The organism is Halalkalicoccus sp. CGA53, from assembly GCF_036429475.1.
GTDB lineage: Archaea > Halobacteriota > Halobacteria > Halobacteriales > Halalkalicoccaceae > Natronorarus > Natronorarus salvus.
The window spans coordinates 2012236-2026565 of record NZ_CP144125.1 but is presented as its reverse complement, the minus strand read 5'-3'; the positions used below and the strand labels follow the sequence as shown (position 1 = coordinate 2026565).

12 protein-coding genes and 1 pseudogene are annotated in these 14330 nt (G+C 63.7%); 9 read left to right on the top strand and 4 right to left on the bottom strand.

Annotated features, from left to right (window positions below):
* Positions 1–149: 149 nt before the first annotated feature.
* A complete protein-coding gene (locus V2L32_RS12040; RefSeq protein WP_331232649.1) occupies positions 150–3011 on the top strand; it encodes a DEAD/DEAH box helicase in 2862 nt (953 codons plus the stop codon).
* A gap of 307 nt (positions 3012–3318) precedes the next feature.
* Here the strand turns inward: V2L32_RS12040 and V2L32_RS12035 are convergent, their stop codons facing one another.
* Both V2L32_RS12035 and V2L32_RS12030 read right to left on the bottom strand, forming a co-directional pair.
* Positions 3319–4197 carry a bile acid:sodium symporter family protein gene (locus V2L32_RS12035; RefSeq protein ID WP_331232648.1) on the bottom strand — a complete coding sequence of 293 codons (879 nt, stop codon included), beginning with the start codon at positions 4195–4197 and terminating at the stop codon, positions 3319–3321.
* Between the two features lie 99 nt (positions 4198–4296).
* A complete protein-coding gene (locus V2L32_RS12030; protein ID WP_331232646.1) occupies positions 4297–5211 on the bottom strand; it encodes an SDR family oxidoreductase in 915 nt (304 codons plus the stop codon).
* A gap of 207 nt (positions 5212–5418) precedes the next feature.
* Here V2L32_RS12030 and V2L32_RS12025 point away from each other — a divergent pair, with 207 nt between their 5' ends.
* The 4 genes from V2L32_RS12025 (at position 5419) to V2L32_RS12010 (ending at position 8363) form a co-directional block, all read left to right on the top strand.
* On the top strand, positions 5419–5979 hold the full coding sequence (locus V2L32_RS12025) for a DoxX family protein (protein ID WP_409348420.1): 561 nt from the start codon (positions 5419–5421) through the stop codon (positions 5977–5979).
* Between the two features lie 197 nt (positions 5980–6176).
* Positions 6177–7097 carry an ABC transporter ATP-binding protein gene (locus V2L32_RS12020; RefSeq protein ID WP_331232644.1) on the top strand — a complete coding sequence of 307 codons (921 nt, stop codon included), beginning with the start codon at positions 6177–6179 and terminating at the stop codon, positions 7095–7097.
* Complete coding sequence (locus V2L32_RS12015) at positions 7094–7966, top strand: ABC transporter permease (RefSeq protein WP_331232642.1); 873 nt, start codon at positions 7094–7096, stop codon at positions 7964–7966. Before V2L32_RS12020 ends, V2L32_RS12015 begins: the two co-directional genes overlap by 4 nt.
* 37 nt (positions 7967–8003) lie before the next feature.
* Positions 8004–8363: a hypothetical protein gene (locus tag V2L32_RS12010; protein ID WP_331232641.1), complete on the top strand. Its 360-nt coding sequence runs from the start codon at positions 8004–8006 to the stop codon at positions 8361–8363.
* Positions 8364–8441: 78 nt separating this feature from the next.
* Here V2L32_RS12010 and V2L32_RS12005 read toward each other — a convergent pair whose 3' ends face one another.
* Complete coding sequence (locus V2L32_RS12005; RefSeq protein WP_331232640.1) at positions 8442–8876, bottom strand: DUF7344 domain-containing protein; 435 nt, start codon at positions 8874–8876, stop codon at positions 8442–8444.
* Between the two features lie 589 nt (positions 8877–9465).
* Between V2L32_RS12005 and V2L32_RS12000 the strand changes: the two genes are divergently transcribed.
* Positions 9466–11502, top strand: a complete 2037-nt coding sequence (locus V2L32_RS12000; RefSeq protein WP_331232639.1) for a bacterio-opsin activator domain-containing protein — start codon at positions 9466–9468, stop codon at positions 11500–11502.
* Between the two features lie 514 nt (positions 11503–12016).
* Here the strand turns inward: V2L32_RS12000 and V2L32_RS11995 are convergent.
* Positions 12017–12190 (bottom strand): annotated as a pseudogene (locus V2L32_RS11995) (helix-turn-helix domain-containing protein); the annotation flags it as partial.
* Between the two features lie 210 nt (positions 12191–12400).
* On the opposite strand from V2L32_RS11995, the gene V2L32_RS11990 reads away from it, so the two are divergent.
* The 3 genes from V2L32_RS11990 (at position 12401) to V2L32_RS11980 (ending at position 14309) form a co-directional block, all read left to right on the top strand.
* A complete protein-coding gene (locus tag V2L32_RS11990; RefSeq protein ID WP_331232637.1) occupies positions 12401–12883 on the top strand; it encodes an SRPBCC family protein in 483 nt (160 codons plus the stop codon).
* Positions 12880–13701, top strand: a complete 822-nt coding sequence (locus tag V2L32_RS11985) for a hypothetical protein (protein ID WP_331232636.1) — start codon at positions 12880–12882, stop codon at positions 13699–13701. Before V2L32_RS11990 ends, V2L32_RS11985 begins: the two co-directional genes overlap by 4 nt.
* Positions 13702–13829: 128 nt before the next feature.
* Positions 13830–14309, top strand: coding sequence for a hypothetical protein (locus V2L32_RS11980; protein ID WP_331232635.1), 480 nt, complete (start codon positions 13830–13832; stop codon positions 14307–14309).
* The last annotated feature ends 21 nt before the right edge of the window (positions 14310–14330 follow it).

Here is a 14330-nt window from a genome sequence, read left to right as displayed (position 1 = left end):
TCCGGACGCTAAACCCAGGGCCTGCGCGTGCGTTCTCGTGCGGGCGCGTTGACCGGTCGTCGGTGCCAGGGGACCTACGAGACGGGTCGCCAGCCGTCCGTACGGCGGCAAGCAACGCGCTTTTCGTCCGCCGATCCCACGTACCGACAATGACGGCGAGCGCGGGGACCGGGGTCGACGCCTTCGCCACGCTCGGCCCATCGATCCGGGCGGCGCTCTCGGATCGCGGCTTTTCGACCCCCACCGAACCCCAGCGGATCGCGCTCGGACCGCTCACCGCGGGCGAACACGCGCTCGTGATCGCCCCCACCGGGTCGGGGAAGACCGAGACGGCCATGCTGCCGGTGTTCGACGCCATCGCCGAACGGGAGGAGGTCCCGTTCGGGATCAGCGCGCTCTACATCACGCCACTTCGAGCGCTCAACCGCGACATGCGCGAACGCCTCGAGTGGTGGGGCTCTGTACTAGACATCGAGATCGACGTCCGTCACGGCGACACGACGAACTACCGGCGGCAGAAACAGGCCGAGGATCCGCCGGACGTCCTCGTCACGACGCCCGAGACGCTCCAGGCGATGTTCACCGGCTCGAAGCTCCGGCGGGCGCTCACCGACGTCTCGCACGTCGTCGTCGACGAGGTCCACGAGCTGGCCGCGTCGAAACGCGGCGCACAGCTCGCCGTCGGTCTCGAACGCCTGGTCGAGCTCGCGGGCGAGTTCCAGCGAATCGGCCTCTCGGCGACCGTCGGCGATCCCGAGTCGGTGGGCGAGTTCCTCACCGGCGGCCGCGGCTGTACGATCTGCGAGGTCGACGTCGGCAGCCGGATCGACGTTTCGGTCCTCACTCCCGAGGTCGGGGAGGAGGACGAACGGCTGGCTGGCGAACTCGCGACCGATCCCGAACTCGCGAGTCACGTGCGAGCCATCGCCGAGATCGTCCGCGAGAACGCCTCGACGCTGATATTCGTCAACACCCGACAGACCGCGGAGGCGCTCGGTTCCCGGTTCAGGCTGCTCGAGTCCGAGTTAGGGACCGAGATTGGGGTGCATCACGGCTCGCTCTCGCGGGAGGCGCGGATCGAGACCGAGGAGGCGTTCAAGGCCGGCGAGATCGACGCGCTGCTCTGTACCTCCTCGATGGAGCTCGGTATCGACGTGGGTCGGGTGGACCACGTCGTCCAGTACGCGAGCCCGCGGGAGGTCTCGCGGCTGCTCCAACGCGTCGGCCGGGCGGGCCACCGGGAGGGCGAGGTCTCGGTGGGGACCGTGATCGCGACGACCCCGGACGACGCGCTGGAGGCGGTCGCGATCGTCGACGGCGCCCGGAACGGCGAGGTCGAGAACGCCGAGATCCACGAGGGGAGTCTCGACACGCTCGCGAACCAGATCGCCGGGCTGGTGATGGCGGAGGGCGAGGTCCGTGCGATCTACGCCTACGAGGTACTCACCCGCGCCGCGCCCTTCTCCGGGATCGAGAAGGAGACGTTCCGGGGGGTGGTGCGCGAACTCGGGCGAAACCGGATCGTCTGGCTGGACGAGGCAGAGGACTCGATCGAGAAGTCCGGCGGCACCTGGCAGTACGTCTACGCGAACCTCTCGATGATTCCCGACGAGGCGACGTTCGAGGTGCGCGACGTCGCCTCCGGGAGGGCGGTCGGAACGCTCGACGAACGGTTCGTCATCACGTTCGCCTCGCCCGGCGAGACGTTCATCCAGCGTGGCAAGCTCTGGCGGATCGTCGAGATCGACGAGGAGGAGGAGAAGGTCAGAGTGAGCCCGCTCGAGGACCCCGGCGGCGAGATCCCCTCCTGGGTGGGCCAGGAGATCCCCGTCCCGCAGACGGTCGCCGAGCGCGTCGGCTCCCTCAGACGGATCGCCGCCGCACAGTTCGAGGCGGGAGGCGAACTGGAGTCGGTCGCCCACGAGTTCGCCCGGCGGTTCCCGACCGACGCGCACACGATGGGAGAGGCGCTCGCGCCGGTCGCGGAGCAGGTCGAGGGCGGATACCCGGTCCCGACGGACGACCGGATCGTCGTGGAGGGGACGGGCGAGGAGGTGGTGGTGAACGCGGCGTTCGGTCATACGACGAACGAGACCCTGGGACGGACACTTTCGGCCCTGCTCGGCCAGCGGACGGGCTCCTCGATCGGTCTCGACGTCGACCCCTACCGGATCACGCTCACCGTTCCATCGGGGATCGACGCATGGGCGGTCGCCGACGAACTGGATGGGGTGGACCCCGAGCACGTCGAGGCGATCCTCGAACTCGCGCTCAAGAACTCCGACTCGCTCGGGTTTCGGCTCTCACAGATCGCGACGAAGTTCGGCGCGCTCGCCGACTGGCGCGGTCGTGGCTCCAGCCAGCGTATCTCCGCGAGCCGGTTGATCGCCGCGCTCTCGGACTCGCCGGCGTACGAGGAGGCGCTTCGCGAGACGTTCCACGAGGACCTCTCGGTGCCGGACGCCGTCGCGGTACTCCGCCGGTTACGAGCGGGAGAGGTCGGTCTCGAACGCGTCGGCGAGCGGACGCCGATCGGTTTATCGGGCGCATCGACCGGAACGGAACTGCTCTCGCCCGAGAACGCCGACGCGAGCGTGGTCGAGACGGTTCGTGAACGCTTACAGGGCGACAGGGTGCTGCTCGCCTGTCTCGCCTGCCGGGAGTGGGATCGGATCCAGGAGGTGCGCCGGGTCACAGAGCAGCCCGAGTGTCCACGGTGTGGCTCGACCCGGATCGCGGCACTCAACCCGTGGGCCGAGGAGGTCGTGGCGGCCGTCAGGGCCGACGAGAAGGACGACGAGCAGGAGAAACAGACCCAGCGGGCCTACCGCGCGGCGAGCCTCGTGCAGGGCCACGGGAAGAAGGCGGTGATCGCGCTCGCGGCACGGGGCGTCGGGCCGCGAAACGCCGCACGGATCATCAACAGGCATCGCGAGGACGAGGACGACTTCTACAGGGACATCCTCGCGCTCGAACGCGAGTACGCCCGGACGAAGGCGTTCTGGGACTGAGCCGTCACCGATCGGTCGCCCGAGCACCCGAACGGGCACATCCTCCGCCCGCCTGTCGCGTGGAGGTACCGAAGCGGTCCACCGGCTCGTATCCGGAGAACCGACAACCGGCGGCCCACCAGAAGACGACGACACGCGTCTCCCCCGAGCCGTCGGTGACGTAGTGGACGTCTTCCACCGTGCACTCGGTCTCGGGACGGCCTCGAACGTCGGGACGAACAGCGGGGGATCGGTGAGCGCGAGTTCCGCGATGGACGTCACGCGTGAGCGTCTCGTGGGCCCGAGCGGAAGTGTTCGGTCCACGCCCTCACGGGACGACGTCGGCGAGGACCGCCCCCGAAAGCTGCTGGAGGACGTAGTAGGTGATGATCGCGAGGACGACAAGCGGGTCGGCGAAGGCGAGAGCGACGAGCAGCGCGATGCCGAGGTTCTTCAGGCTGCTCGTGAAGAAGAGCGAGAGCGCCCGCGGGCGGTCGAGGCCGAACGCCCGCTTGCAGATAAGGGTGAGCGCCAGCCCGAAACAGAGCAGGAAGACGGAGACGCCGACGATCCCGAGGAGGTCCCGGACCGCGACGCCCGCGGGATCGACGGCCGCGACGCTCGTGTAGATCAGGAGCAGGATGGCGAACGTCGTCGCCCCGTCTACGGTTCTCGCGGAGAAGGTGTCGGACGGGATCACGACGGCGAGCAGGACGCCACCGACGACGATCACCGCGAGGTCGACGAGGACCGCGGTCGCTGGAACCCCCGCACCCGTCCCGACGAGCGCGGCGAGGACGATCGGCGTCGCGACCGGCCCGAACAGGAGCGAGGCGATCGAGGTAGTCGTCGCGAGCTGGACGTCGCCGCCGGAGAAACGCGTCCAGACGATGGCGCTGCCGGCGGTCGTCGGGACCGAGAGCGCGATCGCGAAGCCGACGAGCGCGCCGCCGTCGAGGACGAGACGCGCGAGCCCGATCCCACCGGCCGGGAGGACGACGTAGGAGAGACAGAGCGAGAGGGCGACGAGTAGCCCGTAGGATCGGACCTCGACTTCGGCGGGGCGCAGCCCCCGGAGCGAGGTGTAGACGAGGAAGACCACCAGCGGCGTGACCAGCGGCTCCAGCGCGGCGCCGACGCTCGGCCCGGCCACCCCGGCCGCCACCGCCACGGCGACGAGGAGGACGTTCTCGAACCGACCGATCAACCGTCTGAGGCGTCCTGCGATGGGCGGATCCCTCTCTCGAGTCGTCGTCCCTTCGATCGACCCGGGTAAACCCGTTCCGCTGGCGGCAGGTCGTCGGTCTCACCCCGCGAACGTCGTGTCAGTCAGCTCCTCGCTCACCGTCCAGAGACGCTCTCGTGACCGCTCGCCGCGGGCCGCCCGCGAAGGCCGTCTCTCCTCGCAGTCCACGAAGTACCTGCCGGAGACGCCCTCGACCTCCGGGGAGGCGGCGAGGTAGACGGAGGTCTCAGCGCCCTCGACGACGCTGTCGACGAACGGCCCCGGGAGCGCCGCCAGCGGGCCGGAGAGCGCGTCCATCCCCGCGCGGATCGGGGCCGGGAGGTCCCGCCCGAAACCGCTCCCGGGCACCATACCCGGGTGGAGGCCGTTCGCGCTCACGCCGTCCTCGTCCCCCCGCACGGCGAGTTCGCGCGCGAACAGCACGTTCGCGAGCTTCGACTGGGCGTAGGCGCGCCAGCCGCTGTACCCTTCCACCGAGCGGAGCGAGTCGAAGTCGAGACGCACGCCGCGGTGGGCCTCCGAGGAGACGACCACGACCCGCCCCTCGCTCTCGCAGAGCAGCGGGTAGAGCCCGGCCGTGAGCACGAACGGGGCGAGGTGGTTCACCGCGAACGTGTACTCGATCCCGTCCTCGGTGAGTTCGCCGTCGGTGAACAGCCCGCCAGCGTTGTTCACCAGCACGTCGAGGCGGTCGACGCGGTCCTCGACCTCGGCCGCGAGCGCGTGGACCGCCTCTTGGGAGGCGAAGTCCGCGAGGAAGAGCGCGGGGTCGGCCCCGAGCGGCGAGAGCTCCGAGAGGACCTCTCGTCCCCGCACCTCGCTCCGGCCGTGGATTAACACACGTGCGCCGAGCCTGCCGAGCGCCAGTGCCGTCTCGCGGCCGATCCCGCCGGTCGCGCCCGTCACCAGCACCGTCCGTCCGGAGAGGTCGACGTTCTCGACACCCGCACCGACTTCCGCACGATCGGAGACCATACGTTCTCCTGGGACTGCGCGGTAATAAATCGGCGCCCGACACCGCCTCGATGGGGATGCCGAGTCGGGCCGAACGAAGCGAGCAGTCGCGCGTAGATCGGACCCACCCCCGTATCGGTCGCCGTTTCTCAGGGTTTGGGAATCCGCTCCGTGGTCTAAGTACTCGGTGGGTGTATCAGTAGTTGTAAGGAGAGACCGGTCATGTCCATATCCACACCGACTGAGAACAGACTCGAGAGCAGGATCGGCGGGCTCACGCTCACCGGAACGCCACACGCGCTTTCCGCGTGGTTCGTCGTCGCGTTGCGGCTCGTCATGGGCGGGGCGTTTCTCGGGGCTGGCCTCGGGAAGGTCGCGTTCGTCTCGGGCGAGTCCTTCGACGCGGCGGGCTACCTCATGGGTTCGGAGGGTCCCGTCGCGGGGATCTACGCGGCGATGGCCGCGAGCACGATGCTGATGGAGGTGGTGAACGTCGTCGTCCCGGTGACGCAGGTGCTGATCGGGATCGCCCTCATTACAGGGGCGTTCGTCCGACTGGCGGCGCTCGGCGGGGCGCTGCAGATGGCGATGTTCTACCTGGGGAGTTGGGACGTCGCGGGGCCGCTGGGGTTCGTGAACTCGAACCTGGTCTACCTCGTGGTGTTCCTCGCGGTCGCGGCGTTCGGCGCGGGGCGGATCCTCGGGCTCGACCGATACATCGAGGGGATCGACGTTGGGGGCCAGCCGCTCGTCGAGCGCTACCCGAAAACCAGGTACCTCCTCGGCTGAACTCCATCTCACTCACTCTACGAACTCCGGACCGAGTGATCGACGTTCCGATCCGGCTCGACTGATCGCTCGGTCGGAGTGGTAGTCGGCCGGATCTCTTCCGCCGATAGCGGATGTGTTATGATCGTGGGGACGACGACGTACGACGATCACCACAGCACATGAGAATCGTAACAACAGAGATCGGAGACAGGTGAATGGGTGCGATCGAGATCGAGAACCTGACGAAACGGTTCGACGACGTCGTCGCCGTCGACGGACTCGACCTCGTCGTCGAGGAGGGCGAGATCTTCGGCTTCCTCGGACCGAACGGCGCGGGGAAATCGACGACGATCGACGTCCTGTTGGACTTCATCCGGCCGACCGAGGGGACCGTCACCGTACTCGGTCACGACGCGCAGACGGAGGGACAAGCGGTTCGGCAACGGACCGGCGTCCTCCCCGACGCGTATCACGTCTACGACCGACTGACGGGCAAACGGCACCTCGAGTTCGCGATCGAGATGAAAGACAGCGACGAGGATCCGATGGCGCTACTCGAACGCGTCAGGATCGCCGACGCCGCCGACCGAAAGGCGGGTGGGTACTCGAAGGGGATGCGCCAGCGCCTCGTTCTCGCGATGGCTCTCGTGGGGAAGCCGGACCTCCTGGTGCTCGATGAGCCCTCGACGGGGCTCGACCCGAACGGTGCCCGCGAGATGCGAGAGATAATCCGAGCGGAGAACGACCGTGGGACGACCGTCTTCTTCTCCAGTCACGTCATGGAACAGGTCGAAGCGGTCTGTGATCGCGTCGCGATCATCGACCGGGGACAGCTCGTTGCCGTCGACACGATCGACGGCCTTCGAGACTCGACGGAGACCGGGGAAACGCTGTTCGTCTATCTATCGGACCTCGGCGACGGGATCGCCGACCGAGTGTCCCGTCTGGACGGGGTTGGAGCCGCCTCGTTACAGGACGGGCGGCTCCGCGTCACGGTCGATGGGGTCTCGAAGTTCGCCGTCCTGCACGCCATCGACGCCGAGGTGGCGCCGATCCAGGACTTCTCGGTGGTAAAATCGTCCCTCGAGGACCTGTTCGTTCGGTATACGAACGAGGAGCAGGAGGGACGGCCGTGACCTGGATCGCGGTCGCGAAGAAGGACTTCCGTGATGCGGTCCAGTCGCGAGCGCTGTGGGCGCTCGTCGGCGTCTTCGTGGTGCTCTCGGTCGCCTCGACGTTCGCGTACGTCGAAGTGCCGGAGATGTTCGGTGAACCCGGCGGTGCGACGTTCGCCGGTCTGATCTTCTTCACCGTCGGGCTCACCGGGCTGTTCGTTCCGCTGGCTGCGATCGTGGTCTGTTACAAATCGCTGGCGGGCGAACGCGAACTCGGGAGCATCAAGCTACTGCTTTCGTTGCCGACCACCCGCTTGGACGTCTTCGTCGGGAAGCTCCTCGGTCGGGCGGCGGTTCTCGTGTTTGGTCTGGGCGTCGGTCTCCTGGTCGGCCTCGGGTTCGGCTCCGTACTGCTCGGAACGTTCGAGATCGGGTCGGTACTGGCCTTCGTGCTGATCACGCTCGTCTTCGCGGCCATCTACGCGGGGATCGTCGTCGGACTCTCCGCGACAACTGGCTCGACGACACGGGCGACGACGCTCGCACTCGGCTTCTTCGTCGTCTTCGAGCTGCTGTGGGACGTGGTTCCGATGGCGGTCGTCTTCGTGGTCGAGGGGTTCTCGCTCCCCACCGAGATGCCCGAGTGGGTCTTCACCGTCATGCAGGTCTCTCCCTCGTCGGCGTACTTCTCGACCGTCGTTGCTCTGCTCCCGGACCTCGCGGACGCGATCGGTGCGGACCCGGCCCAGAACGGCGCCGGTCTCGACGGCGCATCCGCGGAGTCAGGCTCGTTCCTCCTCTCTCCGGAGGTCGGCATCGTCGTCCTCGGCTTCTGGCTCGTCGTCCCGCTCGTCGTCGGCTACTCCCGGTTCTATCGAGCCGATCTGTAGCGTTTCTGCACTTTATGCCAGTATATTGGTAGTAACGGTGGGGAGTGTCCAGTTCCACACATTACGGTGTGTCCCGCCGGAGGACGAACCGAGTTCCAACGAGGGGGCCGAGAGGATCGACCTCGTCGAAGACGAGGGTATCGAGTACGTGTACCGTGCGATCACTTCGGGGGGGGCTACCCTCGCACGGACGACCGTCGATGCGGCCGACGGTGCACGGAAAGTGCTAACGTTATCGACCGTGGAGAGCCTACCCGAGGGGTGGGACGTCGATGGGCTACGGGGGACTTCTGCACCGATCTCCACTGCGTGTCGAAGCAGTACACTATCCGGTACAGGTACGCAGACGCTCGAATCAAACGCAGGGCTCCTCATAGGGATCATCGTAGTCAACTGAATCTCTCGGGTACACGTGTCACCGATGTCGCTCGGTTCGAAGTCGGAGAAGTACGAACTTCACCGATGATCCCTATCACTACTCGTGGGTCGATAGCTCCTGGAACGCCGCGTGTTCCGCGTACTCTTCGATGAACGGCCGGCGATAATATCGTACCGTCTCACTTCGGGCGTCGTATTCGATCACACCGAGCCGTTCGAGCTGTGGGATGATTTTCTCGAGAAGGAGCGTTTCGAGCGTTTCGTCGTCGGCTCTCACCTGTCGTTCGCTCTGCTGGCCTGCGAGTGTCTGAATACCTGTAACCAACTTCGAGAGCGAGGCACTCGATTCGGACGTCGACAAGAAATAGTAGATCGTATATCTGCAAGACCGAGACGCAAGAGCACCGAAAGCGAGCGTGTGATCGGAGACACCGCCGAAGACGGCGTCTTCAGCTTCTACGATCGTATCGACGTGGCTAATCGTCTCCCGATCCCCCTGCATCCACTTCTCGTCAGACGAGTCCGTGTTCATTGTACTACCGTGATTCGTACCGTCACCGTGACTACGCTCGTGGTGCGTTCACCTTTCATTTCGGTCCTCTCCAAGGGGTGTCAGAGGCACCCTCGGCGTCTGCCGACTGATTTTGGCACACCGACCACCTCGTTGTCCCACAGACAGCGTCGCCAGTTCACGAATGAGGGGGTAACGGGAAAACGAACTCGGCTACGACCGTTGTGTACCGACGGTAGCAGGACGATAGTACGCTGTAAATCACAGAAGGAATAATAAATTTATTCGATAAAATCATCTACGAGTATCGAGAAATGACTGTGTAGATCGATACACAGTTCGTTGGTGACAAATAGTCACGGTCCACTATGTATCGGACGTAAACGCCACACCCACGATCTCCGGACCGATGTGACGAACAATCGTGAATTCGTGGGTGATCACTGGTCCTGTAACCAAGGGTTCTGTCGAGGTCAGCCACTCCACGGTCTACTCGGAGGAGGTCGGGCGAACCCTATGCGCAGCACTTATCCGTATCTACCGCCCCATACCGTGTGATAGATTCACATGAAACACCGCCGCACTCGGTGAGTGGGTTACGAGCACAGCCATGTCCTTGAACCGAACCCCTCCTAGTTCACTGCTCGTCGCCACGGTAACCGGGAGTGAACGAACGCGGTACGACCAGAGCGAGCCAGTAGCTGTACGGACGAGTGACGAGACTACCTCCGAGGGTGAGATCGACGTCCTGGTGTTCCCGGACGTCGGAGAGCTCTATCGAACGTTTACCCCACAGACACTCGAACTGATCGACGTGATTCGCCGTGAGGAGCCACCGAGTATCAGCGAGACTGCTCGGCTCGTCGACCGCGATATCAAGAACGTTCACACTGAATTACAGCGTTTCGAGGCCCTCCGTGTACTCTCGTTCGTCCGAGAGGGGCGTGCCAAACGACCGGTCGTGGAGTACGACGAACTGCGAATAAGCGTTCAGTTCGACGATTCGTCCGAGACAGGGTCCGAGAGCGTTCGGGGACACCGTTTCGGGGAGTGCCCCGAAGACGTGTATAGCCGTATCACTGACGCGATCCTCGAATTCGATAGAGCAGCACGCGTAACCTATGCAAACGAAACGGCAGAAGAGCTCTTAGAGTGCCCTGTGGAGGAGTTGGTCGGGTCGGTGATCTGGGAGCAGTTTCCCGATGCGATCGGGACACCGTTCGAAGATCAGTATCGACGGGCCGTCCAGACACAGGAACCGGTCGTGTACGAGGAGTATTTCTCCCCGGTCGATTCCTGGTTCCTCGTCCGAGTGTACCCCTCGGAAACCGGCGTAACGGAGTATTTCATCGATATCACCGAACGCAAGCGGTACGAACAGCAACTCGAGTACCAGCGCGATCAGCTCGCCGCGATCAACCATCTCAACAGGGTGATTCAGGAGATCACACACGCAGCCATCGACGCATCCTCGCGGGAGGAGATCGAACGGCAGGTCTGCGATCGGCTGGTGGAGACCGATTCCTACGTGTTCGCCTGGATCGGCGAGGTGGAACGAGCGAGCGACGAGGTGAGGCCGAACTGTATGGCCGGTGATGAAACGTCGTATCTCGAGGAGAGTCGTCTGTCTATCGACCGGGATGATCCACACGGGCGAGGACCGACGGGAACGGCGGTTCGGACACGGCAGCCGCAGTTTCAACACGACATAGAGACGGACCCGACGTACGAGCCTTGGCGGGAGCAAGCCATGGAGCGTGGATTCGACGCATCAGCCGCGATTCCGATCCTCCACAACGACGTCCTCTACGGCGTCTTGAATATCTACACGGCCCGGACGAACGCGTTCAGCAAACAAGAACGGGATTCAGTGGCGCATCTCGGCGCTGTGATCGGCCACGCAGTTCACGCTGCCGAACAACGAAAAGCACTCGTATCCGACTCCGTGATCGAACTCGAATTTCGGAACGAAGAGATCGCTCGACGGCTGACGAAGGAAGCGACTCCCGATACGAGAGGGGAGGACGATACAGAGACACTTCTCTCGGTCGAACGAACGGTGCCGATCGACGACGGCCGACTCTTCCAGTTCATGACCGTCTTCGGGCTGTCTGAAGAGCAGTTCACGGATTCGATCACACGGTTTCCGGCAGTAGAGGACGTGGCGCTTCTCGACGACGGAGTCGATCGGGGAAGAGGACTCCTTTTCAGGCTGACCGTCGTGGGACCATCACTCACCGAAACCATAACAGCGCATGGAGGTCGAATACGGAGCGTGCAGACGACCGTGGACGAGACACGTGTCGTCGCCGACCTCCCACCAGCGACGAATCCGAGAGAGGTGCTCGACGCGGTAAACGACGTGTATCCCGAGACCGAGTTGGTCGCTCAACGGAGTAAGGTTCGAGAGGCGAGAACCGCTCTCGAAATCACTTCAGAGCTCACGGATCGGCTCACAAACAAGCAGCGTGCGGCTGTCGAAACCGCCTTCTTCGCGGGCTACTTCGAATGGCCGAGAACCGTGACCGGCGAAGAAGTCGCCGAGATGCTCGGCATTACGGGGCCGACGTTCAACCGCCATCTCCGAACTGCAGAACGAACACTCCTGGCGATGCTTTTCGGCGATAACGAACAACTACCAGAATAACGATTCTCGGACGCGATCGGTCGGGTGATGATCGATTCGTGATCCGGTTTCGATCTGATTCGAGAAGTAACTGAATGTTTTCGGTGAGATGTATCAATCCGTCCGTTGCTACCTCACGTGCCGAAGGGATGTCCCCGGAGCTCCTTCGGAGACAGCCGGAGGCACGCCCTTGTATCGCTCCCGCTCCCGAGCGGTCGGGCTAGGGTGATCACACCGACGTACTGGCAGAATAGTAACCCATATGCTCACACGTACCCCATCGTGGTACCGATGGTGGGGAAAGAAAACGCACGGCGAATAGCAGCCGAATGTATCGATTGTGGCTCCGCCTATGCCGCTCGCCTCTGGCCCGATGGTAACGTTCGAATCATCGGCCTCGAGTCGGAATGCCCGTGCGGAGGCACGAGGTTCGTAAATCTAACCGCTGAATCCGAGGACCCCTTCGAGATCACCCCTCCGGGTAGAGACGACTGATTCACGCTCCCCGCACGTAGCGCTCTATCACTTCCGAGACTCAGTTCTGGTTCTCCGGTGGGGTAACCGTGAACGCGTTCTCCGCTAACGCCCGGTGCGTTCGCCGGAACCGTTTCGAGAGCGCTTGCTGACTGATCCCGAACTCGTCGGCCAGTTCGCTCGGTCGGATCTCACGAGGGATTTCGTAGTAGTCGGACTCCAACCCCGCTAAAACCGTTTCCCGTTGATCGCTTCAGCTAGCGCTCGTGACCGGACAGACCGTTACGCCGTCTGAAGGGAATTTGCATTCGTCGGCGGCCATTCTCGTGTGCCACGCGAGATTTATATTCCCTGGAGACTATTAGTACGGCTGTCAACAGACCGTCTCGCAGTATTTTCCTTAACGAAGGATGCGGTGTCCGGTTTGACGACGGAGTGAAAACACATGCCGACTTTCGAGCACAGCGTCGAGATCGCAGCCCCGATCGACCGGGTCTTCGAATGGGGGACCGACCCGAAAAACTGGCGACGAGCCACCCCGAGTTTGACGGAGATCGAGATACTCGAGGAGACTGACGACGGCGTCCGGATGGACGCTATCTATAGAATGCTGGGGACGTCCGTCGACACCGAGATGGTATTTCGAGTCATCGAGCCGAACGCTCACACGATCACCACCTTCGAGAGCCCCAGCATGACCGGTGAGATGCACTATCACTACTCGGAGACCGATACCGGCACTCGGGTCGTCCAGCGGTGTGACTACCGTTTCGGCGATTCGTTACTAGAGAGAGTAATCGAGCCGGTCGCCAAGCGCTATAACAAACGCCAGTTCAGACAGTCGCTTCAAACCTCCAAAGAGCTCATCGAGGCAGAACTCTCGAAGTCCGAGGGTGGGACTGACACTGGAATGGAGCTATCGGCATGAGCACTGCCTCGGCGGTCCGGGCACGGACGCGATGGACGGCTGCTCTCGGCCGAAAGCCGTTGTTCTACGCAGTGACGGCCGCGTTCCTCGCGTTCCTCCTGTTCGCGCTGAACGAGCCGATGCGGTTCGCTTACCTCGCATGGACGCCCGGATACGAGGTCTTCACCCACCGCGTTCACCACGTGATGATCGGGGGCTTACTGACGTTACTCGTCGTCTCTATCGCGCTCCAGTTGTACCGGCCCGCCGAACGCATCGGTGCGTACCTGTTCGCGGCGGTAGCGGTCGCCTCCCTGCTAGTCGTGAGTGTCATCGGCGAAGGGGCTTCGGCGCTCGCCGAACTGGCGATCTTCGCGATCCCGCTCGTGATCATCGGCCTGTTGCACCCCGGACTGCGGTCGTTCCGGCCGTCGCGTGAGACGCTCGACGCTCGGATGCTGGCGCTCGGCGCGGTGGCTGCGGTTCCACTGATCGCGTTCGCCGCACTCCAGATGAACCTTCACATGACGCTCGCGGACGATCACGTGGTCTTCGAGCACTACCTGATGATGGCCGGGGGTGCACTGACTATCGGTCTCGGAGCGATCGTCGCGAGCTTCCGACCCGTCGGGTGGCGAGCGCTCGTCTACGCCGTCGCGATTCTGGTGGCGTTCGTCGGCGTCGCGTCGGCGATGTTCCCCGACCCCGTTCAGGGCGTGAACTTCGGTGTGATCGGCGGATCGCTTGCGGTCCTATGGGCGATCTGTTTCGTCGCCGTCGCCGAATACGGTGTTCGGGCGCGATCGCTCGAGACCGAAGACGGCGCTTCGACGGTCTAACCCCTCTCAGATCACGATCCGAGACGATTACCGAACTCGACGATTCTCCCCTCAGACGTTCGAACTATTAGCGGTCGAGAGAGGGAAGACCATCCCAGTCTATTGTAGTGGACAGAGAAAGAAAGGGTATGGACGAGTCAAACGAGGATACGACCGGAACGGTTCACGCCGAAAACCGAGACCCCGTCGTCTCCGTCCCTGAGGAGGGTTCGAGATGGTGGTACTGGATCGTTGCGTACCCGATCTACACGCTGCTCTCGATTCCGCTCGTGATCGCGGCGGTGTTGCTGTTCGCTCCCGTAGTGATCGTCGCGGGACCAGCGGAGGCAGAACCGCAGATGATCGCACCCGTCTTCGCGTTCGCGATGGTCCTCCTCATGGTCGGGGTAGCCGTCTACGCGCTGCTGGGACTCGTTCTCACCGTGTTACTCCCGATTGCGCTGTATCTGGATGCGAAGTGGATCGCGGACTCGGAACTATCGTGGGAGCCGGATCCGGTTCTCTACGGGATCCTCGGTATCCTCAACTTCGTCGCGGCACCCGTGATTGGAATCATCGTCGCGCTCTATTACCTGTATCGCCGCCGTCAAAACATCGGGATCCCCTGACGATCAGTCCACTAGACCGCA

Excerpts from the sequence above, each read along its gene's own strand:
- V2L32_RS12040 (WP_331232649.1), top strand. The coding sequence starts at position 150 with ATGACGGCGAGCGCGGGGACCGGGGTCGACGCCTTCGCCACGCTCGGC.
- V2L32_RS12030 (WP_331232646.1), bottom strand. The coding sequence starts at position 5,211 with ATGGTCTCCGATCGTGCGGAAGTCGGTGCGGGTGTCGAGAACGTCGAC.
- V2L32_RS12020 (WP_331232644.1), top strand. The coding sequence starts at position 6,177 with ATGGGTGCGATCGAGATCGAGAACCTGACGAAACGGTTCGACGACGTC.
- V2L32_RS12005 (WP_331232640.1), bottom strand. The coding sequence starts at position 8,876 with ATGAACACGGACTCGTCTGACGAGAAGTGGATGCAGGGGGATCGGGAG.
- V2L32_RS12000 (WP_331232639.1), top strand. The coding sequence starts at position 9,466 with ATGTCCTTGAACCGAACCCCTCCTAGTTCACTGCTCGTCGCCACGGTA.
- V2L32_RS11990 (WP_331232637.1), top strand. The coding sequence starts at position 12,401 with ATGCCGACTTTCGAGCACAGCGTCGAGATCGCAGCCCCGATCGACCGG.
- V2L32_RS11985 (WP_331232636.1), top strand. The coding sequence starts at position 12,880 with ATGAGCACTGCCTCGGCGGTCCGGGCACGGACGCGATGGACGGCTGCT.
- V2L32_RS11980 (WP_331232635.1), top strand. The coding sequence starts at position 13,830 with ATGGACGAGTCAAACGAGGATACGACCGGAACGGTTCACGCCGAAAAC.